Source organism: Streptomyces sp. IBSNAI002 (assembly GCF_052244475.1).
Taxonomy (GTDB): domain Bacteria; phylum Actinomycetota; class Actinomycetes; order Streptomycetales; family Streptomycetaceae; genus Streptomyces.
Window position 1 is genome coordinate 5,720,316 of the sequence record NZ_JBQPXG010000002.1, and the last position, 20,944, is coordinate 5,741,259.

The 20,944-nt window shown below is 73.5% G+C and carries 15 protein-coding genes; 9 read left to right on the forward strand and 6 right to left on the reverse strand.

All coding sequences use genetic code 11. The features are described 5' to 3' along the window. Positions 1-591: 591 nt before the first annotated feature. The 4 genes from ACTVZO_RS27710 to ACTVZO_RS27725 form a co-directional block, all read right to left on the reverse strand. Positions 592-4,467: a multifunctional oxoglutarate decarboxylase/oxoglutarate dehydrogenase thiamine pyrophosphate-binding subunit/dihydrolipoyllysine-residue succinyltransferase subunit gene (locus ACTVZO_RS27710; RefSeq protein ID WP_443300936.1), complete on the reverse strand. Its 3,876-nt coding sequence runs from the start codon at positions 4,465-4,467 to the stop codon at positions 592-594. Between the two features lie 259 nt (positions 4,468-4,726). After that, positions 4,727-5,806 (reverse strand): HAMP domain-containing sensor histidine kinase, encoded by a 1,080-nt coding sequence (locus ACTVZO_RS27715; RefSeq protein WP_443300937.1) that lies wholly within the window; start codon positions 5,804-5,806, stop codon positions 4,727-4,729. Next, positions 5,803-6,543, reverse strand: a complete 741-nt coding sequence (locus ACTVZO_RS27720) for a response regulator transcription factor (protein WP_384220213.1) — start codon at positions 6,541-6,543, stop codon at positions 5,803-5,805. The genes ACTVZO_RS27715 and ACTVZO_RS27720 overlap by 4 nt, the downstream gene beginning before the upstream one ends. Before the next feature lie 127 nt (positions 6,544-6,670). Next, positions 6,671-8,440, reverse strand: a complete 1,770-nt coding sequence (locus ACTVZO_RS27725) for a glycoside hydrolase family 3 protein (RefSeq protein ID WP_443300938.1) — start codon at positions 8,438-8,440, stop codon at positions 6,671-6,673. Positions 8,441-8,576: 136 nt separating this feature from the next. Between ACTVZO_RS27725 and ACTVZO_RS27730 the strand changes: the two genes are divergently transcribed. Next, complete coding sequence (locus tag ACTVZO_RS27730; protein ID WP_443300939.1) at positions 8,577-9,317, forward strand: TetR/AcrR family transcriptional regulator; 741 nt, start codon at positions 8,577-8,579, stop codon at positions 9,315-9,317. Here ACTVZO_RS27730 and ACTVZO_RS27735 read toward each other — a convergent pair. Then, positions 9,314-9,898 (reverse strand): hypothetical protein, encoded by a 585-nt coding sequence (locus ACTVZO_RS27735; protein WP_443300940.1) that lies wholly within the window; start codon positions 9,896-9,898, stop codon positions 9,314-9,316. The genes ACTVZO_RS27730 and ACTVZO_RS27735 overlap by 4 nt on opposite strands. Before the next feature lie 36 nt (positions 9,899-9,934). On the opposite strand from ACTVZO_RS27735, the gene ACTVZO_RS27740 reads away from it, so the two are divergent. From ACTVZO_RS27740 to ACTVZO_RS27755, 4 genes are all read left to right on the forward strand, one after another. Continuing rightward, complete coding sequence (locus ACTVZO_RS27740) at positions 9,935-11,332, forward strand: glycosyltransferase family 39 protein (protein WP_443300941.1); 1,398 nt, start codon at positions 9,935-9,937, stop codon at positions 11,330-11,332. 45 nt (positions 11,333-11,377) lie between these two features. Further along, positions 11,378-12,244, forward strand: coding sequence for a sulfurtransferase (locus ACTVZO_RS27745; RefSeq protein WP_443300942.1), 867 nt, complete (start codon positions 11,378-11,380; stop codon positions 12,242-12,244). 104 nt (positions 12,245-12,348) lie between these two features. Next, positions 12,349-14,754 carry an endopeptidase La gene (gene lon, locus ACTVZO_RS27750; protein ID WP_443300943.1) on the forward strand — a complete coding sequence of 802 codons (2,406 nt, stop codon included), beginning with the start codon at positions 12,349-12,351 and terminating at the stop codon, positions 14,752-14,754. Between the two features lie 106 nt (positions 14,755-14,860). Beyond that, the gene (locus ACTVZO_RS27755; protein WP_257554212.1) at positions 14,861-15,307 is read left to right on the forward strand and encodes a MarR family winged helix-turn-helix transcriptional regulator; all 447 of its coding nucleotides are present in this window, start codon (positions 14,861-14,863) and stop codon (positions 15,305-15,307) included. Positions 15,308-15,383: 76 nt separating this feature from the next. Here the strand turns inward: ACTVZO_RS27755 and ACTVZO_RS27760 are convergent, their stop codons facing one another. After that, positions 15,384-16,157: a protein phosphatase 2C domain-containing protein gene (locus tag ACTVZO_RS27760; RefSeq protein WP_443300944.1), complete on the reverse strand. Its 774-nt coding sequence runs from the start codon at positions 16,155-16,157 to the stop codon at positions 15,384-15,386. 386 nt (positions 16,158-16,543) lie between these two features. Here ACTVZO_RS27760 and ACTVZO_RS27765 point away from each other — a divergent pair, with 386 nt between their 5' ends. Genes ACTVZO_RS27765 through ACTVZO_RS27780 form a run of 4 tightly spaced genes read left to right on the forward strand, consistent with a single transcriptional unit; the run spans position 16,544 to position 20,907 of the window. Next, the gene (locus ACTVZO_RS27765) at positions 16,544-19,429 is read left to right on the forward strand and encodes a sensor histidine kinase (protein WP_443300945.1); all 2,886 of its coding nucleotides are present in this window, start codon (positions 16,544-16,546) and stop codon (positions 19,427-19,429) included. After that, entirely contained in the window at positions 19,426-19,902 is a 477-nt protein-coding gene (locus ACTVZO_RS27770; RefSeq protein WP_361754853.1) for a roadblock/LC7 domain-containing protein, read from the forward strand. Before ACTVZO_RS27765 ends, ACTVZO_RS27770 begins: the two co-directional genes overlap by 4 nt. Then, on the forward strand, positions 19,899-20,282 hold the full coding sequence (locus tag ACTVZO_RS27775; protein WP_384220236.1) for a DUF742 domain-containing protein: 384 nt from the start codon (positions 19,899-19,901) through the stop codon (positions 20,280-20,282). Before ACTVZO_RS27770 ends, ACTVZO_RS27775 begins: the two co-directional genes overlap by 4 nt. Continuing rightward, complete coding sequence (locus ACTVZO_RS27780; RefSeq protein WP_443300946.1) at positions 20,263-20,907, forward strand: GTP-binding protein; 645 nt, start codon at positions 20,263-20,265, stop codon at positions 20,905-20,907. Before ACTVZO_RS27775 ends, ACTVZO_RS27780 begins: the two co-directional genes overlap by 20 nt. Positions 20,908-20,944 lie beyond the last annotated feature (37 nt).

A 20,944-nucleotide genomic window follows, 5' to 3' on the forward strand; every position in this document is an offset into this window, starting at 1 on the left:
CCCCAGACGGCCGCCGGACGCCGGGACGTGAGGAGCGCGTAGAGATCTGGTGCGCCCGCCGGCCCTGGATCCCTCCCGGCGGGGCCGGGCCGGGGCATGGCCACGTGAACCAGGGAGCCGGTCCCTGATGGCCAATGGCTGTGATCGTGAACCAGTGGACCGTTCCTTTGGGGGCTTCCCCGCAGTCCTTGTCTTTCCGTGTCGGGACGGTCTGTCAAGGGTGGCCGAAGGCCATCGCGAAGCGACGCGACGTAGGAGCGCCCTTGACAGGGCGGCCCGGCGCGGAAGGACGATGGGACTGGCGGGAAACCCCCAAACCCTCTCTGATGCAGGCCAGTCGGCTCCCGACCACCGCAGCCACCGCCCCACCGCCCGGGCCGCCCCAGCGGAATCCGCTCACCCCCGACCCCGACCGGCAAGCCCTCCGCCCCCGCCGCGCCGCCGATGGGGGCGGGTGGGCAACCGCCGGGTCCGGTGGTGGGGAGAGGGGGGTGAATACGCCGCCCCCGCGAAGCCCCGTACGACAGCCGGAAGGCCCGGCTCCCGCGAGGGGGGCCGGGCCTTCCGGGACTGCTGAGCTCAGCGCAGCGGCTACGCCTCGAAGACCTCGTCCAGGAGGAGCTGCTGCTCGGCCTGGTGGCGCTTGGCCGAGCCGACCGCCGGGGACGAGCCGTGGGGGCGGGAGATGCGGCGGAGGCGTTCGCCCGCCGGGACCTCCGCGCCGACCGCCAGGTCGAGGTGGTCGATCAGGTTGAGGGCGATGAAGGGCCACGCGCCCTGGTTCGCCGGCTCCTCCTGGGCCCAGATGTACTTCGCCGCGTTCGGGAACTTGGCGATCTCCGCCTGGAGTTCCGCACCGGCCAGCGGGTACAGCCGCTCGATGCGGATGATCGCGGTGTCGGTGATGCCGCGCTTCTCCCGCTCGGCCTCCAGGTCGTAGTAGACCTTGCCGGCGCAGAAGACGACCTTGCGGACCGCGTTCGGGTCCACCGTGCTGTCGCCGATGACCGGGCGGAACGAGCCGTTCGTGAACTCCTCCGCCTTCGACGCCGCGGCCTTCAGACGCAGCATCGACTTCGGGGTGAAGACGATGAGCGGCTTGTGGTGCGGGTTGTGGACCTGCCAGCGCAGCAGGTGGAAGTAGTTGGACGGGAGGGTGGGCATGGCCACCGTCATGTTGTCCTGCGCGCACATCTGGAGGAAGCGCTCGGGACGCGCGGACGAGTGGTCCGGGCCCTGGCCCTCGTAGCCGTGCGGGAGGAGGAGGGTGACGCCGCTGGTCTGGCCCCACTTCTGCTCCGCCGAGGAGATGAACTCGTCGACGACGGTCTGCGCGCCGTTGACGAAGTCACCGAACTGGGCCTCCCAGAGGACCAGCGCGTCCGGACGGGCCAGCGAGTAGCCGTACTCGAAGCCCATGGCCGCGTACTCGGAGAGCAGCGAGTCGTAGACGTTGTAGCGGGCCTGGTCGTCCGACAGGTACTGCAGCGGGGTGTAGTCCTCGCCGGTCTGACGGTCGATGAGGACGGCGTGGCGCTGGCCGAAGGTGCCGCGGCGGGAGTCCTGGCCGGACAGCCGGACCGGGGTGCCCTCCATCAGCAGCGAACCGAAGGCCAGGGTCTCGCCCATGCCCCAGTCGATGGTGCCCTCGTCGATCATCGCTGCGCGGCGCTGGAGCTGCGGCAGCAGGCGCGGGTGCACGGTGACGTGCTCGGGGACGTTGACCTGGGACTCGGCGATCCGCTTCACGACCTCCTGGGAGATCGCGGTGTTCACCGGGACGGGGAACTCCTGCGCGGTCTGCGCGGGCGTCACCGGGGCGCCGGCGGCGGGCTGCGTGGCGGCCTCGCGGACCTCCGCGAAGACCTTCTCCAGCTGGCCCTGGAAGTCCTGGAGCGCCTGCTCGGCCTCTTCCAGGGTGATGTCGCCGCGACCGATGAGGGACTCGGTGTACAGCTTGCGCACCGAGCGCTTCTTGTCGATCAGGTCGTACATCAGCGGCTGCGTGAAGGCCGGGTTGTCGGACTCGTTGTGGCCGCGGCGGCGGTAGCAGATGAGGTCGATGACCACGTCCTTGTTGAACGCCTGTCGGAACTCGAAGGCCAGGCGGGCAACGCGGACGACCGCTTCCGGGTCGTCGCCGTTGACGTGGAAGATCGGCGCCTCGATCATGCGGGCCACGTCGGTCGCGTACATCGAGGAACGCGAGGACTCCGGGGCGGCGGTGAAGCCGACCTGGTTGTTGATCACGACGTGGACGGTGCCGCCGGTGCGGTAGCCGCGCAGCTGCGACATGTTCAGCGTCTCGGCGACCACACCCTGGCCCGCGAAGGCCGCGTCGCCGTGCAGGGCGACGGGCAGGACCGTGAAGTCCGTGCCGCCCTTGTTGATGATGTCCTGCTTGGCGCGGGCGACACCCTCCAGGACCGGGTCGACCGCCTCCAGGTGCGAGGGGTTGGCGACGAGCGAGACCTTGATCTGCTCCCCGTCCAGGCCGGTGAAGGTGCCCTCGGCGCCCAGGTGGTACTTGACGTCGCCGGAGCCGTGCATGGACTTCGGGTCGAGGTTGCCCTCGAACTCGCGGAAGATCTGCGCGTACGACTTGCCGACGATGTTCGCGAGCACGTTCAGGCGGCCGCGGTGGGCCATGCCGATGACGACCTCTTCGAGGCGGGCCTCGGCGGCCGAGTCGATGACGGCGTCGAGCAGCGGGATGACGGACTCGCCGCCCTCCAGGGAGAAGCGCTTCTGGCCGACGTACTTCGTCTGCAGGAAGGTCTCGAAGGCCTCCGCCGCGTTCAGGCGGCGCAGGATGCGCAGCTGCTCCTCGCGCTCCGGCTTGGAGTGCGGGCGCTCGATGCGGTCCTGGATCCAGCGGCGCTGCTTCGGGTCCTGGATGTGCATGAACTCGACGCCGGTGGTGCGGCAGTACGAGTCGCGCAGCACGCCGAGGATGTCGCGCAGCTTCATCATCGACTTGCCCGAGAACCCGCCGACCGCGAACTCGCGCTCCAGGTCCCACAGGGTGAGGCCGTGCTCGGTGATGTCGAGGTCGGGGTGCTTGCGCTGCTTGTACTCCAGCGGGTCGGTGTCGGCCATGACGTGGCCGCGGACCCGGTAGGAGTGGATCAGCTCGAAGACGCGGGCGGCCTTGGTGACGTCGTCGTCGTGCGAGGCGTCGATGTCCCGGAGCCAGCGGACCGGCTCGTACGGGATGCGCAGGGCCTCGAAGACGTCGTCGTAGAAGCCGCTCTCGCCGAGCAGCAGGTTCGCGACGATGCGCAGGAACTCGCCGGAGGCCGCGCCCTGGATGACCCGGTGGTCGTAGGTCGAGGTCAGGGTCATGACCTTGGAGATGCCCAGCTTGTTCAGGGTGTCCTGCGAGGTGCCCTGGAACTCGGCGGGGTAGTCCATGGAGCCGACGCCCATGATGACCGACTGTCCGGGCATCAGGCGGGGCACGGAGTGCACGGTGCCCAGGCCGCCGGGGTTGGTCAGCGAGACGGTGACGCCCGTGAAGTCGTCCATCGTCAGCTTGCCGACGCGGGCGCGGCGGACGATGTCCTCGTAGGCCTGCCAGAACTCGAAGAAGTTGAGGGTCTCGGCCTTCTTGATGCCGGCGACGACGAGCTGGCGGTCGCCGTTGGGCTTCACCAGGTCGATCGCGAGGCCGAAGTTGACGTGCTCCGGCTTGACCAGGGTCGGCTTGCCGTCCTTCTCCGCGAAGGAGTAGTTCATGGCCGGCATGGCCTTGATCGCCTGCACCATCGCGTAGCCGATGAGGTGGGTGAAGGAGATCTTCCCGCCTCGAGCGCGCTTGAGGTGGTTGTTGATCACGATGCGGTTGTCGAACAGCAGCTTCACCGGGACGGCGCGGACGGACGTGGCCGTCGGGACGTCGAGGGAGGCGTTCATGTTCTTGGCCACGGCGGCAGCCGGGCCGCGGAGCGTCACCAGTTCCGGGCCCGCGGGGGCCTCGGTGGCGGGCGCGGCCTGCTTGGCTACGGGAGCGGAGGTGGCGGGCGCGGCCGGTGCGGCGGCCGGGGCCTGGGAGGTGACAGTCACAGCAGGGGCACCAGAGGGGGTGGCAGGAGCAGGGGCAGGAGCTGACACGGGCGTGGGCGCGGGGCTCGGGGCGGCAGGGGCCGCGGCGCGCGCCGCCCCCGTGGCGGCGGCGTCGACGGCCTGCGGAGCTGCGGCGACGGCGGTGGCGGCCTGTGCGGAGGCGCCGTCCGTCGTCGGGGACTTCTTCGGCTCTTCGGCCTTGACCGGAGCGGCAGCGCCCCCCGGCTTGTAGTCGGCGAAGAAGTCCCACCAGGCCCGGTCGACCGAGTTCGGGTCCTGGAGGTACTGCTGATAGATCTCGTCGACGAGCCACTCGTTGGCACCGAAGCCTGAGGCAGGGGTCTTCCCGCCCTCTGCTGCTTCGGTCGTGGTGCTCGGGTTACTGGGGGACTGTGGCGACACGGCGGCAACCGCCCTCTTCCGCTTCACAAGGTATGGACAGCGGGAATAAAGGCTACGCCTCCTCGGCCGCGAGATGCAGACCGGGCGGGACATCCGTCGCGTAGGTCACATCGAACGGCGGGTTTCGCTGCCTGGAATGGCGGGAAACAAGCGTGGTTCGGGTAGGGGGCACCGAGGTTGCGGCCCCCTTGGCTTCGCACCCCTGACGGACCCCGGGTACGTGTGGCCGAGATCATGTCCTTCCCACTCGAACCCTACGTCAACGCGACGCCTGCGAGCTGCCCGGGAGCGTGACAAGGATGCGGCAGCCCCGTGACGATTCGGCCACGCCGATATGCCCTCCGTGCAGCTCCACGGCCCAGCGGGCGATCGCCAGCCCCAGCCCGGTGCCGCCGTCGCCGGCTCGCGCGCTGCCGCGGTTGAACCGCTCGAAGACCCGGTGGCGCTCCGCCTCCGGGATGCCGGGGCCCTCGTCCCGCACCTCCAGCGCCAGCGAGCCGGGAGCGTCGCCGGCCCGGGCGCGGACCGTGACCCGGCCGTGCGGGGGGCTGTGCTTGACCGCGTTGTCGATCAGGTTCGCGACGACCTGGTGCAGCCGTTCGGCGTCGGCATAGGCCGTCAGTTCGGGCGGGAAGACGTCGAGGTGCAGGTGTACGTCGTTGCGGGTGTGCCCGCCCGAACCCGAGAGCAGGCCCGGCCGGCCGGCGGCCGCCAGCCCCGACTCCTTCAGCACGCCCGACAGGTACGGCCACACCTCGAAGCGGCGGGCCTTCAGCGGGACCACCCCGTTGTCCACCCGGGACAGGTCCAGCAGGGTCTCCACGAGGCGGCCGAGGCGCTCGGTCTGCTTGAGCATCGTGCGCATGGTCTCCGGATCGGCGGCCGAGACGCCGTCCACCACGTTCTCCAGCACCGCCCGCAGCGCGGAGATCGGCGTGCGCAGCTCGTGCGAGACGTTGGCGACGAGCTCCTTGCGGTGCCGGTCCACCGCCTCCAGGTCGTCCGCCATCAGGTTGATCGTCGAGGCCAGGTCGCCCAGCTCGTCGCGGCGTCCCGCCTCGCGCACCCGGCGGGTGTAGTCGCCGTGGGATATCGCCCGGGCCACCCGCGTCATGTCGTCCAGCGGCGCCGTCAGGCTGTGCGCCACGAACTGGGTGATCAGCATCGAGGCGATCACCGAGAAGACCGTGATGAACCGCAGCTCGGTGTCCGTGCGCAGGGCCACCAGCAGCAGCCCGGTCGTGATGAAGACCGAGACCACCACGAGGGTGCCCAGCTTGGTCTTGATCGAGAACGGCGAGAAGGGCCGCAGCCCCGGTCCCGGATGCCGGCCGCTCATGCCTGCGCCGGTGTCTCCAGGGCGTACCCGACGCCGTGGACGGTACGGATCCGCTCCGCCCCGATCTTCCGCCGCAGGGCCTTGATGTGGCTGTCGACGGTACGGGTCCCGGACGCGTCGGCCCAGTCCCACACCTCGGCCAGCAGCTGCTCCCGGGACAGGACCGCGCGCGGGGTCCCGGCCAGGCACACGAGCAGGTCGAACTCGGTCGGCGTCAGGTGCACGTCCTCGGTCTGCACCCGGACCCGGCGCTGCGCGTGGTCGATCTCCAGATCGCCCAGCCGCAGGGTGGCGCCGCGCGGGGTGTGCGCGGCCTGTGTGGCCCGTTCCACACGCCGCAGCAGTACGTGCACCCGCGCGGCGAGCTCGCGGATGGAGAACGGCTTGGTCATGTAGTCGTCCGCGCCGACCCCGAGACCGACCAGCAGGTCGGTCTCGTCGTCGCGGGCGGTGAGCATCAGCACCGGGACCGGCCGCTGCGCCTGGACCCGGCGGCAGACCTCCAGTCCGTCGAAGCCCGGCAGCATCACGTCCAGGACCAGCAGCTCGGGCAGCCAGCTCTCGGCCGCGGCGACGGCGGCAGGGCCGTCCGCGGCGGTCTGGACCTGGAAGCCCTCGGCCCGCAGGCGGGCCGCGATGGCCTCGGCGATGGTGTGGTCGTCCTCGACCACGAGCACGCGCCGCTGTGCGCCGGGGGTCGCCGAGGCGCCGTTGTGGGTGGTGTTCGTCTGTTCCATGTCCCGGTCCGCCCCTGAAGATCTGCGTGGTGGGGTGCAGCGTAGAGGAGGCACCGGCCTGCGGCTATGCGGGGTTCGGACAGGGCATTTGTGCTGATGATCCGGGTTGGGGGAGGGATGTACCGGCCTACAGGGACAGCCCGTGGCCGTGTGCGAACACCGGGTCCTCGGTGTCGTTCGGGACGTCGGGACGGGAGGCTTCGACGGCCTTCATCGAGCGCGGCAGCTCGAAGGGGAGGCGTCCTTCGGGGACCGCCCGGCCGAAGGCCACGTCCAGCAGGGCGGCGTCCGAGGCGCCGTAGTCGGCGATCAGCGCCGCGGCGCGCGCGGCGATCTCCGGGATGACGGCGGCCCGTTCCAGGTTGATGCAGACCAGGGTCGGCACCGTGTCGAGCAGGGCCAGGATCCCGGCGAGCTCGGGCTCCGGGAAGGCGAGCGAGCCGGAGTGGAAGAAGGACTCGAAGATGTTCTCCCTCGGCTCGTACGGGGTCCGCAGGCGCAGTACGGCCAGGTCGGCCTCGGCCGGGTCGGCGACGACCTCGCCGTATGCGGCCGCCACGGCCTCGTCGACGCCGCGCAGGTGGAGCCTGGGCCGGGGCGCCGACTTCGCGGAGAGCGGAATAATTCGCTCCGGATTTGTCAGGACCGTGAGCGAGCGGCGCTGGGCCGCCGCGCCCAGGGCGGTGAAATCGGCCCGGCCCACCGTCTCGGCCGCCGCGTCCGGGTCGACGTACGGGTTCTCGAACAGGCCCAGCCGGAACTTCTCGCGCAGCAGCCGCCGTACCGACGCGTCGATGCGGGACTCCGCGACCCGGCCGGAGCGGACCAGCTCCACCACCACCCCGGGGCACTGCTCGCCGCCGAACTGGTCGCAGCCCGCGTCCAGGGCGCGCGCCGCGCGCTCGGCCACGCTCAGGTGCTCCAGGCCCCAGGCCCGCGCCGGGTGGCTCTCCCCGAAGATCGAGGAATCGGTGATCAGGCCCCAGTCGGTGCAGACGATCCCGTCGAAGCCGAGCTCCTCGCGCAGCAGACCGGTGACCACGCCCTTGTTGAAGCCGAAGCCGACCTCCTCCCAGTCGGTGCCGATCGGCTGGCCGTAGTACGGCATCATCTGCGCGCATCCGGCGGCGATCGCCGCCTTGAAGGGCTCCAGGTGGTGCTCGCGCATCCCGCCCGGGTAGACCTGCTCCTTGCCGTGCGCGAAGTGCGGGTCCTCGCCGTCCTTCTGCGGGCCGCCGCCCGGGAAGTGCTTGACCATGGCCGATACGGACTCGGGGCCGAGCTCGGGGCCCTGCAGGCCGCGTACGTACGCCCGAACGAGCTCGGCGGTGAGCCGGGCGTCGGAGCCGAAGGTGCCGGTCTGGCGGGCCCAGCGCGGCTCGCTGGCCAGGTCGATCTGCGGGTGCAGGGCGACGCGGAAGCCGACGGCCAGGTACTCGCGGCGGACGGTGTCGGCGAAGCGGAACACCAGCTCCGGGTCGCCGATGGCGGCCAGCCCCAGAGCCTCGGGCCAGGCGGAGAAGGCGCCGGAGTTGAAGGAGGCGCCGACGTTGTCGGTGAAGGCGTGGCGCGGGTCGGTCGAGAGGGTGACCGGGATGCCGAGGCGGGTGGCCGCGGCCATCTCCTGGACGGTGTTCTGCCACCGGGCCATCTCGCGGGCCCCGTAGGTGCCGAGCAGGTTGAAGTGGGTCAGCAGCCGCTCGCCGATCAGCTCGGGCGTGGTGAAGGGGAGCATCGAGCCGTCGGTCTCGGTGACCGGGGTGCCGTCCGCGTTCATCATCAGCATGGAGTGGAAGAGCTGGCCGGCCTTCTCCTCCAGCGTCATCCGCGACAGCAGGTCCTCCACGCGCCGGTCGACGGCGAGCGAGGCGTCTTTGTAGGCGGGGGTCGCGTTCATCGGGAGGCTCCTGGGAGGCGGGGACGATCGGGGGCCCCAAGGTAGACGCGAAAACCATGTACCCACTAGGTTTTCGGAAGTGACCTGGATCACTCCGTGCCGGTGGCCGGAAACGGCACGGCCTAGGGTGGTCCGCATGGCACAGGACAAGGGGCGAGCGGCCCCGAAGGCCACGGGCCGGGGCACCTACGCGGTGGGCGACGCCCGCCGGCAGAAGATCCTCGACACCGCGGTCGAGCACTTCGCGCAGTGGGGCTTCCACGCCTCCTCGCTGGCCCGGATCGCGGCCGACTGCGGGATCACCCAGGGCGGGCTGCTGCACCACTTCCGCAGCAAGGAGGACCTGCTGCTGTCCGTGCTGGCGCAGAGCGAGCGGCACGACATCGAGCGGCTGTTCAGCCGCCCCGCCGACTCGGTGGCCGCGCACTTCGCCACCGTCGTCGCCCTCGCCGCCGACAACGCCCGCAGGCCCGGCCTCGTCCGGATGTTCAACACCCTGGTCGGCGAGTCCGGCAACCCCGGGCACCCCGCCCACGCCTACTTCCGCGAGCGCTACGCCCGCGTGCTCGGCTACACCGTCGACCTGCTGGAGGCCGGGGTCGCCCGCGGCGAACTGCGCCCCGGCACCGACTGCGAGGGCGTCGGCCGCGAGACCCTCGCGGTCATGGACGGCCTGCAGATCCAGTGGGTGCTGGCCCCCGCCAGCGTGGACATGCCGGCCCTGCTGCACGCCTGCCTGGACCGGCGGCTGCGGGAGATCTCGGTCGCCGGGACGGGGCTGCCGGAGCCGGGGCCGGGGCCTGGGCCTGGGCCGGGGCCGGGGCCTGGGCCTGGGCCGGAGCCGGGGCCGGGGCCCGCGGGACTCGCCGTCCCCTAGCCGGCGGCCGTGAACGGCGGCAGCGCGTCCAGCACCTTCTTCAGCGCCGGGGCCAGCGCCGCCTCCTCCGCGGCCACCTCGAAGCCGCCGTGCGCGAACGCGTACGTGAACCCGTCGTACACCGTCGTGTCGCCCGTGGCGATCCTCGGCGGACGGGCGAAGTCCGCCTCCCGCAGGGCCGTGCGCAAGGCGGCCAGCCCGGCCTCCGGGAGCTTTCCGGTCCCCTCCGCCCTGGCCTCGGCGTCCAGCCGCGTCCACGAGCCGTCGCCCTTGACGATGAGGGTGTGGGCCCGGCCGGCGTAGCCGCCGCTGCGGGTGGCCCGGAGCAGGGTCTCGGACGCGGCCGGGGAATCGGCGGGGGCCGGACCCGCCGTGGTCGGAGCGGGCGCGCCCGTGGGGGTGGCCGCGGGGGTGGCCGCGGGGGTGGCCGCGGTCCCCGTGTCCGTCGGGGCCGGCGAGCCGGTCGCCGGCGGCCGGCCGTCGCTGCCACCAGAATCGGACGATCCGCATCCGGTCAGAACCGTGGCCAGGACCGTGGTCAGCACCGCCGCCGTCACCGTCGCCACTCGGAGCGCTCGCACACCCACCTCCGCAGGTACTCCGTCCGAACCCCGAGTATGGAGTCCCCGCACCCGATCCGACAGCACCCGGAGGCAGCCATCCGCCGCATCGCCCCCTGGCGCGTGCTCCCGCCGCTGCTCGCCGCCCTCCTCGGCCTGTGGGGTCTGGAGCGCGGCGGCAGCATGTGGCGCGACGAATCCGTCACCTGGCAGGTGGCCCACCGGCCGCTCGGCGCGCTCTGGGACCTGCTCGGCCAGGTGGACGCCGTGCACGGCCTGTACTACCTGCTCGTGCACGGGGTGTTCCTCGCCTGGGACGGCGGCCTGTGGGCCCTGCGGCTGCCCTCCGTCGCCGCCACCGCCCTCGCCGCCGCCGGAGTCGCCGCGATCGGGCACCGGCTCGCGGGGGAGCGGGCCGCACTGCTCGCGGGCCTCGCGTACGCCGTGCTCCCGCCCGTCCAGACGTACGCGCAGGAGGGCCGCTCGTACGCCCTCGTCGCCGCGGCCGTGGTGTGGGCGACGTACCTGATGCTGCGCGAGCGGTGGACCGCGTACGCCGCGGTCCTGTTGCTCGGCTGCTGGCTGCACGAGTTCGCGGTGCTCGCCCTGCTCGCGCACGCCGTCTTGGCCTGGCGCTCGCGCGGCTGGCGCCTCGCCGCCGGCGCCGTCGTGCTCCTGCTGCTGCCCCTCGCCCTGGTCAGCGCCCGGCAGGCGGAGCAGCAGCTCGGCTGGCTCGGGCGGCCGTCCTGGCAGGACTGGGCGGCGTACGGGGTGCTCGCGGGCGCCGCGCTGCTGCTCGCGCACGGCTCCGCACGGCGCGACCAGGCCGGCCTGGTCCGCGTGGCCCTGCCCCTCGCGCTGCTGCCGCCCGGCCTGCTGATGACGCTCTCGCTGGTCCACCCCTGGTACGTAGACCGGTACGTGCTCTACGCCCTGGCCGGGCTCGCCCTGCTGGCCGGCGCCCGGCTGGCCACGGCCCGCGGCTGGTGGCCCTGGCTGCTGGTCGCGGCCCTGCTCGTGCCCGCCGGCTGGTGGTCGGTGTGGCTGCGCACCCCCGAGAGCCGCAAGGACGACGTGCTCGCGGTGGCCGCAGCGGTCCGGGAGCTCGCCCGGCCGGGCGACGCCGTGCTCTTCCTGCCCTCGCGCCGCCGCGAATGGCTGCTGTCCTCGCCCGCCGTCCACGACGGGCTGCGCGACGTGGCCCTGGACCGCTCCCCGGAGGCCTCGCACAGCCTCCAGGGCACCGAGCTGCCCTCGGCCGAGATCCGCGCGGCGCTCATCGCCTCCCCCCGGGTCATCGCCCTGCTCGACCCGGCCGGCCAGCCGCTGGACCCGTACCCGCGCGAGGCGGTGAAGCGGCAGACCCTGGCCGCCTGGTTCGACCTGTGCTCGGTCACCGAGGTACGGGGCGCCCGCGTCGCGCTGTACGCCCGCCCGGGCGGCTGCCCGGCCTGAGGGGTGCGGCAGGATCGTGGCCCCACCCCGCCGAGGAGCCGCCGCATGACCTCCCACTCCCCCGAACCGCCCGGACCGCCCGGACCGCTGGTCGGCGCCGACTGGCTGGCCGGACGGCTCACCGCGCCCGGACTGGTCGTCCTCGACGCCTCCGTGGGCGCCCACCGCGGCGCCGGCCACCGCATCCCCGGCGCCCGCCCCTTCGACCTCGACGGGGACCTCTCCGACCACGAGGCCCCGGCCCCGCACACCATGCCCGCGGCCGCACGCTTCGCCGAGGCGATGCGCGACCTCGGCGTCGACGACACCGACACCGTCGTCGTGTACGACGGCGCCGGCGTCTACTCCAGCGCCCGCGCCTGGTGGATGCTGCGCGCCATGGGCTTCGACCGGGCCGCCGTCCTCGACGGCGGACTGCCCGCCTGGACCGCGGCCGGTCTGCCCGTGGAGGCCGCCCGTCCCGCGTACGACGGCCCGCGCGGCTCCTTCACCGCCCGGCCGCGGCCGGGGCTGCTGGTCGGCGCCGACGCCGTCGCCGCGGCCCTGGCCGACCCGGCCGCAGCCGTCCTCGACGCCCGCACCCGCGAGCGCTTCACCGGCGCCGCCCCGGAGCCCCGGCCCGGCCTGCGCGGCGGCCACATGCCCGGCGCGCTCAACCTGCCGTTCGGCGACCTCCAGCGGGACGGCGGCCTGATGCGCCCCGCGGAGGAGCTGCGCGAGGCCTTCGCCGCGCTGGCGGGGGACCGGGAGCGGCTCTACTTCAGCTGCGGCTCCGGCGTCACCGCCTGCGTCCTCGCCCTCGGCGCCACCCTCGCCGGCTACCGGCGGACGGCCGTGTACGACGGTTCCTGGAGCGAGTGGGGCCTGCCCTCGGACGAGCGCCCGGTGGCCGTCGGCCCGGCCGGCGGATAGCCGCGCACGCTGCGTTCGCCCCCGGCGAACGCAGCGTGGGGAACAACGGGCGGCGCAGATGCATTGAGTCGGCATAGCTCAACTTCACTGCCGAAGGGTTGATCATGGCTTCGACGTCCGTAACGCTCACTCTGCCCGTGCTGCCGCTCGACGACGAGGTCGTGCTGCCCGGAATGGTCGTTCCGCTGGACCTGTCCGACGCCGAGGTGCGCGGGGCCGTGGAGGCGGCCCAGGCGGCGGCGGGCAGCAGCAAGCCCCGGGTCCTGCTCGTACCGCGGATCGACGGGAAGTACGCCGGGACCGGGGTGCTCGGCACGGTCGAGCAGGTGGGCCGGCTCTCCGACGGGGACCCCGGCGCGCTGATCCGCGGCCGCGGCCGCGTCCGCATCGGCGCCGGGACCACCGGCCCCGGCGCCGCGCTCTGGGTCGAGGGCGAGACCGTGGACGAGCACGTGCCGGACCCGCTGCCGGGCGCCGTCGCCGAGCTCGTCAAGGAGTACAAGGCGCTCGCCACCAGCTGGCTCAAGAAGCGCGGAGCCTGGCAGGTCGTCGACCGGGTCCAGCAGATCGAAGGGGTCTCGGCCCTCGCCGACAACTCCGGCTACTCGCCGTTCCTGACCCTCGGGCAGAAGGTCGAGCTGCTGGAGACCGCCGACCCCGTCGCCCGCCTGAGGCTGGCCGTCAAGGCCCTCAGCGACCACCTCGCCGAACAGGACGTCGCCGAGTCCATCGCCAAGGACGTGCAGGACGGCGTCGACAAGCAGCAGCGCGAGTTCCTGCTGCGCCGCCAGCTCGAAGCCGTGCGCAAGGAACTGCGGGAGCTGGGCGGCGAGAAGGAGGGCGAGGAGTCCGACGACTACCGCAGCCGCGTCGAGGCCGCCGACCTCCCCGAGAAGGTCCGGGAGGCCGCCCTCAAGGAGGTCGACAAGCTCGAGCGGGCCAGCGACCAGAGCCCCGAGGGCTCCTGGATCCGCACCTGGCTGGACACCGTCCTCGAGCTCCCCTGGAACGAGCGCACCGAGGACCGGTACGACATCCAGGGCGCGCGGGCCGTCCTCGACGCCGAGCACGCCGGGCTCGGCGACGTCAAGGACCGCATCACCGAGTACCTCGCGGTCAGGAAGCGGCGCACCGAACGCGGCCTCGGCGTCATCGGCGGCCGCCGCGGCGGGGCCGTGCTCGCACTCGTCGGACCGCCCGGCGTCGGCAAGACCTCGCTCGGCGAGTCCGTGGCCCACGCCATGGGCCGCAAGTTCGTCCGCGTCGCCCTCGGCGGCGTACGCGACGAGGCCGAGGTGCGGGGACACCGCCGGACCTACGTCGGCGCCCTGCCGGGCCGGATCGTCCGCGCCATCAAGGAGGCCGGGTCGATGAACCCGGTCGTGCTCCTCGACGAGATCGACAAGGTCGGCTCCGACTTCCGCGGCGACCCGGCCGCGGCCCTGCTGGAAGTCCTGGACCCGGCCCAGAACCACACCTTCCGCGACCACTACCTGGAGGTCGAGCTCGACCTCAGCGACGTGGTGTTCCTGGCGACGGCCAACGTCCTGGAAGCCATCCCCGAGGCGCTCGCCGACCGCATGGAGCTGGTCCGCCTCGACGGGTACACCGAGGACGAGAAGGTCGTCATCGCCCGGGACCACCTGCTGCCGCGCCAGCTCGAGCGCGCGGGCCTGGGCGCCGACGAGGTGGTCCTGCGGGAGGAGGCGCTCAGGAAGCTCGCCGGCGAGTACACCCGCGAGGCGGGCGTGCGCACCCTGGAGCGGTCCATCGCCCGGCTGCTGCGCAAGGTGGCCTCGCAGCACGAGCTGGGCGAGCGCGCACTGCCCTTCAGCATCGGGGCCGACGACCTGCGCGGGCTGATCGGACGGCCCCACCACGTCCCCGAGTCCGCCCAGGACCCGGCGGAGCGGCGGACCGCCGTCCCCGGCGTGGCCACCGGCCTCGCGGTGACCGGCGCGGGCGGCGACGTCCTGTTCGTGGAGGCCTCGCTGGCCGATCCGGAGACGGGCGCGGCCGGCCTGACCCTCACCGGCCAGCTCGGCGACGTGATGAAGGAGTCGGCGCAGATCGCGCTCAGCTTCCTGCGCTCGCACGGCGCGGAACTGGAGCTCCCGGTCGCCGACCTGAAGGACCGGGGCGTGCACATCCACTTCCCGGCGGGCGCCGTGCCCAAGGACGGCCCGAGCGCGGGCATCACCATGACCACCGCCCTCGCCTCGCTGCTCTCCGGCCGCCAGGTGCGCACGGACGTGGCCATGACCGGCGAGGTCTCGCTGACCGGGCGCGTCCTGCCGATCGGCGGGGTCAAGCAGAAGCTGCTCGCCGCGCACCGCGCGGGCCTGACCACCGTCATCATCCCCAAGCGCAACGAGGCCGACCTGGACGACGTCCCGGCCGAGGTGCTGGACGGGCTGGAGGTGCACCCGGTGACCGACGTGCGCCAGGTACTGGAGCTGGCCCTGTCGCGGGCCAGGACCCAGGAGGAGGCGGCGGTCACCGCCGCCTGACGGACACCCGTACGACGGCCCGGGACCCGCGGCGGCGGGGTCCCGGGCCGTCGGCGCGCCCGCTGCGAAATACTGGCGGTCCGATCCACCACCGAAGGAGCAGGACGTGCACGGGAGCGAAGACCAGGAGTTCCTTGCCCTGGAGCGGGAGCTGTCCGTCTTCCTCCGGCGCGCCCGCGCCTCCTCCGGCGAGATGGCCCGCGCCCTCCACCCCGAGCTGGAGCCCGCGGCGTACGGCCTCCTCGTCCGCCTGGAGGCGGCCGGCCGGCAGCGGGCCACCGAGCTCGCCGCCTACTTCGGCGTCGGCAAGGCCACCATGAGCCGCCAGCTGCGGGCCCTGGAGGTGCTGGGCCTGATCGCCCGCGAGCCGGACCCCGCCGACGGCCGGGCCTTCCTGGTCGGCCTCACCGAGGAGGGCCGCGAGCGGTTCCTCCGGGTACGGGGCGCCCGGCGCGAGCAGTACATGCGCAAACTCGCCGACTGGGACCGCGGCGAAGTGGCGGAACTGGCCCGGCTGCTCAACCAGCTGAACGCGGGCGAGGACACGCCGTAGGCCTGCCGTGGTCACGCCGTGGCGCATGCCGCAGGGCACGCCGTAGGGCCCGTATCCGCACAGGCCCTGCGCTGCCCTACAGCTCCGCGTAGACCGCCGAGGCGTCGTCGTGCCGCTTGTACCGGGCCGGCGGGCGTGCCGGATCGGACTCGACGGCGCGGACCCGGCCGATCAGGCCCTCCGCGCCCTCCTTCCGCAGCACCGCCAGGCACTGCGCCCAGTTGCCCTCCCCGAACGTGTCCGTCCACCGGCTCGCCCCGTCCGTGAGCGCGGCCACCGCCCGCACCCGGTCGCGCGGGGTGCGCCCGGTCACCGCCCGGGCCGCCACCGCCGGATCCGCGGCCGCCGTGAAGAACCCGCCCTCCGCGTTCCGCAGGGCGTCCGTGGCCTCCACCGACCGCAGCACCTCCCGGGGGACCCGGTCCAGCCGGTCGTCGAGCACCGCCGTCACCTCGCCCCCCGGCGCCTGGAGGAGCAGAACGGAGTCCGAGAGCACCAGGTGCTCCACGTACGCCTCGTCCCAGCGCACGATCACCACCGTCGCCTGCGGCGTGCGGACGTGAGAAAGGTCACAGGTCCCCCGGTGTGCCTCGGCCGTGCCGCGGACGGCCTCCGCCAGGATCCGGTCCAGCGGCAGGTCCCGCCGCGACCCGGACAGTTCGGTCAATCGGCCGCCGAGCCGGGTCGCGAACCACGGCACCCCGTGCACGCAGCCGTCCCCGCCGCGCGGCGGGGTGACCCCGTCCAGGACGACCAGTACGCCGCCGCCCGAAGCGGGGATCGCGGCCGACACCCAGTCCTCATTGGGGCGTTCCGGACTGCCGGGGGCGGAGGCGAGGTCGATGCGCATGCGGACATTCTGCCCGGCGCGGAGTACGGAGTGCCGGTAGGTCCGTACCAATACTGGAGCGGCCGGCCCGCCCGCCGCGCGGGCCGCCGCAGGGCCGGGCCGGGGCCAACCGGAATGTGGGCGGGCATACTGCCAAAGCCCGCGTCGATCTTTCAACCGCCTGTCCACGGACGCGCTCTGACGCCGGATGTCCGAGTTGGTCGCCAACTCATCCTTGATGTTCACTCGTTCGAGTGGCCGGGTGGGCGATGTGCGGCTCTCTTCCCATCGCACTGCAAAGGTCTGAGGCGGTACGAGGGGGCAGGGGGCGTTTACTTGTTGACCGGCCGTTACCTCGGCCACACGAGTAGACGAGCCAGAGCACACGTACAGGATTGCGAGCACCGGTGCAGAAGAAGCGGTCTCGGAAGAACGGCACCGCCACCGACGGCCCGGCCCCCGCAGGACGCCGCGTCCGCGTGCGCCGCAGGCTGGTCGTGGGCGTCGCCGTCGCCGGCCTCACCGTCCTCGCGGCCGGCGCACCCGCCGTCGTCTCCGCCACGAGGGAACTGAACGACTCCCAGCGCCTGGTCACCCTCGCGGAACAGACCCGGCACACGCTCACCCTCGCCCACCTCCTCGGCGACGAGCGCGACGCCGCCGTCGAGTACGCCGCCAAGGGCCGCCCCGGCACGGCCAAGGGGCCCGTCCAGGAACGCGCCGCCCGCACCGACCGGCAGATCGCCGAGGTCCAGGCCGACGCCGACGAGGCGACCGCCCGCGCCCTCGCCCGCGTCCAGGCCGTGCGCACCGAAGCCGTCGACGGCAAGGGCAGCGCCCTCGCCGCCCACCAGGCCTATGCCGGAGTCCTCGCGGAACTGCTCGCCCCCGGCGACCGGCTCGCCGAACTGACCCCGCCGCGCGCCACGGCCGCCCTCGCCACCACCCGCCCCATGGCCCCGCTGGGCCAGGCCGTGGAACAGGCCTCGGCCACCCGCGGACTGCTGCTCGCCGCGCTGGCCGTCCCCCGCGGCGAGCAGCTCCCCAACTCGGCCGTCGTCGACGAACTGACCACCGCCGCCCAGCGCTCGCGCGTACGGGAACAGGCCGCCCTGGACGACTTCGCGCGGGCCGCGCGCCCCGACGTGCGCCAGACCCTCGCCGCCACCGTCACCGGCCCCGAGGTCAAGGCGGCCGACGACTACCTCAAGCGGCTCACCGACCGGCCCACGCTCACCTCCGCCGACCGCAGGACCGACGGGGCCGCCGTGGGCTCCGCGCTCACCGCCCGCATCGACCGCATGCGGTCCGTCGAGTCCACCCTCGCCGGCCAGCGCGCCTCCGCACTCGCCGCGCAGCGCGACGACGACGTGACCCGGCTCGAGACCGTGATCGCGCTGCTGGGCGTGCTGTTCCTGGTCACCGTGGGCGTCTCCACCGCCGTGGCCCGCTCGCTGACCCGGCCGCTGTCCGTGCTGCGCCGCGGCGCGGCACGGCTGGCGACGCCGGAGGGCTCGGTGGAACCGGTCCGGTTCACCGGCCGCAACGACGAGTTCGCCGAGGTCGTGCGCCACCTCAACGCGGTCCGCGACCAGACCGTCTCCCTGCACACCCGCATCGCCGGGCTCGACGCCGACCGGCGCCGCATCATCGGCCGCAACGAGGCGCTGACCTCCGGCCGCGAGGTGCTGGAGGAGGAGCTGGCGAAGCTGCGGGCCGGGCTCGAAGAGCACCGCCGCATCATGTCGACCACCTCCGTCTCGCTGTCGCTGCGGACCCTCGGCCTGGTCGAGCGCCAGCTCGCCGTGATCGAGGAGCTCGAGTCCAAGGAGCAGGACCCGGACCGGCTGGCGACCCTGTTCAAACTGGACCACCTGGCGACCGTGATGCGCCGCCACAACGAGAACCTGCTCGTCCTGGCCGGCCAGGAGCACGGCCACGGCCAGGGCCTGCCGGTGCCGCTGGTCGACGTCATGCGGGCCGCGGTCAGCGAGATCGAGCGCTACGAGCGCGTCGACCTCGCCGCGCTGCCCTCGTACACCCAGGTCGCGGGGCACGCGGCCGACGACATCTCGCACGTGCTGGCCGAACTGCTGGAGAACGCGACGACGTTCTCGCCGCCGGAGGCCAAGGTCAAGGTGTCCGGGTGGCTGCTGGACTCCGGCGACGTGGTGCTGTCCGTCGTCGACGAGGGCATCGGGGTCACCGAGGACCGGCTGGAGGCCCTCAACTCCCGGCTGTCCACGCCCGAGGCCTACGACGAGGAGCCCGAGGCGGAGCACGGCCTGGGCCTCGGCCTGTACGTGGCCGGGCGCCTCGCCGCCCGGCACGGGGTCACCGCGGAGCTGCGCGCCCCGCGGCACGGCGGCACCGAGGCGTTGGTGGTCGTCCCGGCCGCGCTGTTGCCCGCGACCCCGTCGGCCTCCCCGGTCCACGCGCTGGCCACACCGGGCGCGCCCGCGCTGCACCTGCCCGGTGTGATCGCGGAGGCCAACGAGAACACCCTCCCGAGCCGGCCGCGCAGCGGCGCGGGGGAGGGCGAGGCGGTTACGGGGGCCGCGCGGGCGGCGGGCGAGGTGCCGGTGGCCGGGGTGCCCGTGGCCGAGGTCCCGTTTGCCGAGGCTCCCGTGGTCGAGGCTCCGGTGTTCGAGGTGCCCGTGGAGGCCGCGCAGGTGTTCGAGGCTCCGGGGGAGGTCCCGGTGGCGGCGCCCGAGGCGGTGTTCCCGGTGGCGGCCCCCGCGGCGGAGGTCCCGGGCGGGCCCGGTCCCGAGGAGCAGCTGCTCGCGCGGGTCGTCCCCGACGCGGAAGGGGCGGGCTTCGCGGCGGCGGACCCCGAGCCGGAGATCCCGGCCGGCGCGCACGCTGCCGCGCCAGGTGCCGACGTACGGGACCACGCGCCCGAGCCGGATCCGCACCGGCATGCCGCAGCCGAGGAGAACTGGCTGCCGCGGCAGGGCAGCCACCCCGCCGACCCGGCCGGCCCCGAGGCCGGGGCCGGGGCCGGGGCCGTCACCGACAAGGGCCTGCCCAAGCGCACGCCGCGCTCCGTCGCCGCCGGCCGCGCGGGCGCCGACGACACGCCGCCCGAGCCGCCGCGCAAGGTCGACGCCGACGAACTGCGGCGCCGCCTCGGCGGGTTCTACCAGGGCGCCCAGGACGGGCGGCGCGTGGCCGCCGCCGAGCTCCGGCAGGACCGGGACGACGATGACCGGGCCCGGGACCATGGCCGGGCCCGGGACCGGCAGCAGGGGCAGACCGACCGGGGGGACACCGCACAGGAGGCACGCACATGACCGCGCCCAGTACGTACGGACTGAGCACCCAGGCCCGCAACCTGCAGTGGCTGCTGACCGACCTGGTCGAGGAGGTGCCCGGCGTCAACTCCGTCGCCGTCGTCTCCTCGGACGGGCTCCTGCTCCTGTCCTCCGACCCGGGAGCCGACTCCCCCCAGGGGCCCCGCACCAAGGGCCCGCGGGGCGCCTCCGCCGACCTGGCCACCATCGTCTCCGGCCTCGGCAGCCTCACCACCGGTGCGGCGGCCCTCATGGACGGCGGCGGCGTCAAGCAGACCATGGTGGCGATGGAGCACGGCTCCGTCTTCGTCATGGCCATCAGTGACGGGTCCCTGCTGGGCGTGCACGCCGCCCCCGACTGCGACATGGGCGTCGTCGCCTACCACATGGCCCTGTTCGTCGGCCGCGCCGGCCACGTCCTGACCCCCGAAGTCCGCAGTGAGCTGCGCCAGTCGATGGAGAAAACCCCGTGAGGAGTCCGGCCTCCGACCGGCTGCCGATACGCGGCGCCGACCGCCGTCCCGCCCGCGTCCGCCCGTACTCCCTCACGGGCGGCCGGACCCGCTTCACGCAGGTCCTGCTGGTGGAGACCTTCGTCGCCGCCCTCGACACCGGTCCCGCCAAAGCGCCCGACCGCATGCCCGAGATGCCCGCCATCGTCGAGGTCTGCCGCCGCATGCGCACGATCGCCGAGATAGCCGCGCTGCTGAAGCTGCCGCTCGGCGTGGTCCGCGTCCTGGTCAGCGACCTCGCAGACCAGGGCAGGATCCGCGTCTACGGCACGGGCCACGGCACCGGCCGTCCCGAACGCGCGCTGCTGGAAAGGGTGCTCAGTGGCCTTCGCCGTCTCTGACCCGTCGGCCGTCCGGCCGCGGTCCGCGCCGGACGCCGACGACGAGCCCGTCCAGCCGTGGCAGTACGACCGCTCGCGTGCTCCCGTCGCCGTCAAGGTGCTGGTAGCGGGCGGCTTCGGGGTCGGCAAGACCACGTTCGTCTCGTCCGTCTCCGAGATCACGCCGCTGCGCACCGAAGCGGTCATGACCCAGGCCAGCGTCCCCACGGACGACCTGACCGGCACCCCGGACAAGAACACCACCACCGTCGCGATGGACTTCGGCCGCGTCACCCTCGACGACGACCTGGTGCTGTACGTGTACGGGACCCCGGGCCAGGAGCGGTTCTGGTTCATGTGGGACGACCTGGTGCGCGGCGCCGTCGGCGGCATCGTCCTGGCCGACACGCGGCGGCTGCGCGACTGCTTCCCGGCCCTCGACTACTTCGAGAGCTGCGGGCTGCCGTACGCCGTCGCCGTCAACCACTTCGAGGGCTCGGAGTCGTACGAGCCGGCGGACGTGCGGGAGGCGCTGACCGTCCCGCCGGAGGTACCCGTCGTGATCATGGACGCGCGGCGCCGCGAGACGGTCGTCGAGTCCCTGCTGACCCTGGTGGGACACGCGCTGGACAGCACGCCCGAGTAGTCGGCCGCCCCAGGCCGCCGCCCTCCCGAACAGAGAA

Excerpts from the sequence above, each read along its gene's own strand:
- ACTVZO_RS27730 (WP_443300939.1), top strand. The coding sequence starts at position 8,577 with ATGGCACAGGACAAGGGGCGAGCGGCCCCGAAGGCCACGGGCCGGGGC.
- ACTVZO_RS27760 (WP_443300944.1), bottom strand. The coding sequence starts at position 16,157 with ATGCGCATCGACCTCGCCTCCGCCCCCGGCAGTCCGGAACGCCCCAAT.
- ACTVZO_RS27770 (WP_361754853.1), top strand. The coding sequence starts at position 19,426 with ATGACCGCGCCCAGTACGTACGGACTGAGCACCCAGGCCCGCAACCTG.
- ACTVZO_RS27745 (WP_443300942.1), top strand. The coding sequence starts at position 11,378 with ATGACCTCCCACTCCCCCGAACCGCCCGGACCGCCCGGACCGCTGGTC.
- ACTVZO_RS27740 (WP_443300941.1), top strand. The coding sequence starts at position 9,935 with ATGGAGTCCCCGCACCCGATCCGACAGCACCCGGAGGCAGCCATCCGC.
- ACTVZO_RS27725 (WP_443300938.1), bottom strand. The coding sequence starts at position 8,440 with ATGAACGCGACCCCCGCCTACAAAGACGCCTCGCTCGCCGTCGACCGG.
- ACTVZO_RS27720 (WP_384220213.1), bottom strand. The coding sequence starts at position 6,543 with ATGGAACAGACGAACACCACCCACAACGGCGCCTCGGCGACCCCCGGC.
- ACTVZO_RS27715 (WP_443300937.1), bottom strand. The coding sequence starts at position 5,806 with ATGAGCGGCCGGCATCCGGGACCGGGGCTGCGGCCCTTCTCGCCGTTC.
- lon (WP_443300943.1), top strand. The coding sequence starts at position 12,349 with ATGGCTTCGACGTCCGTAACGCTCACTCTGCCCGTGCTGCCGCTCGAC.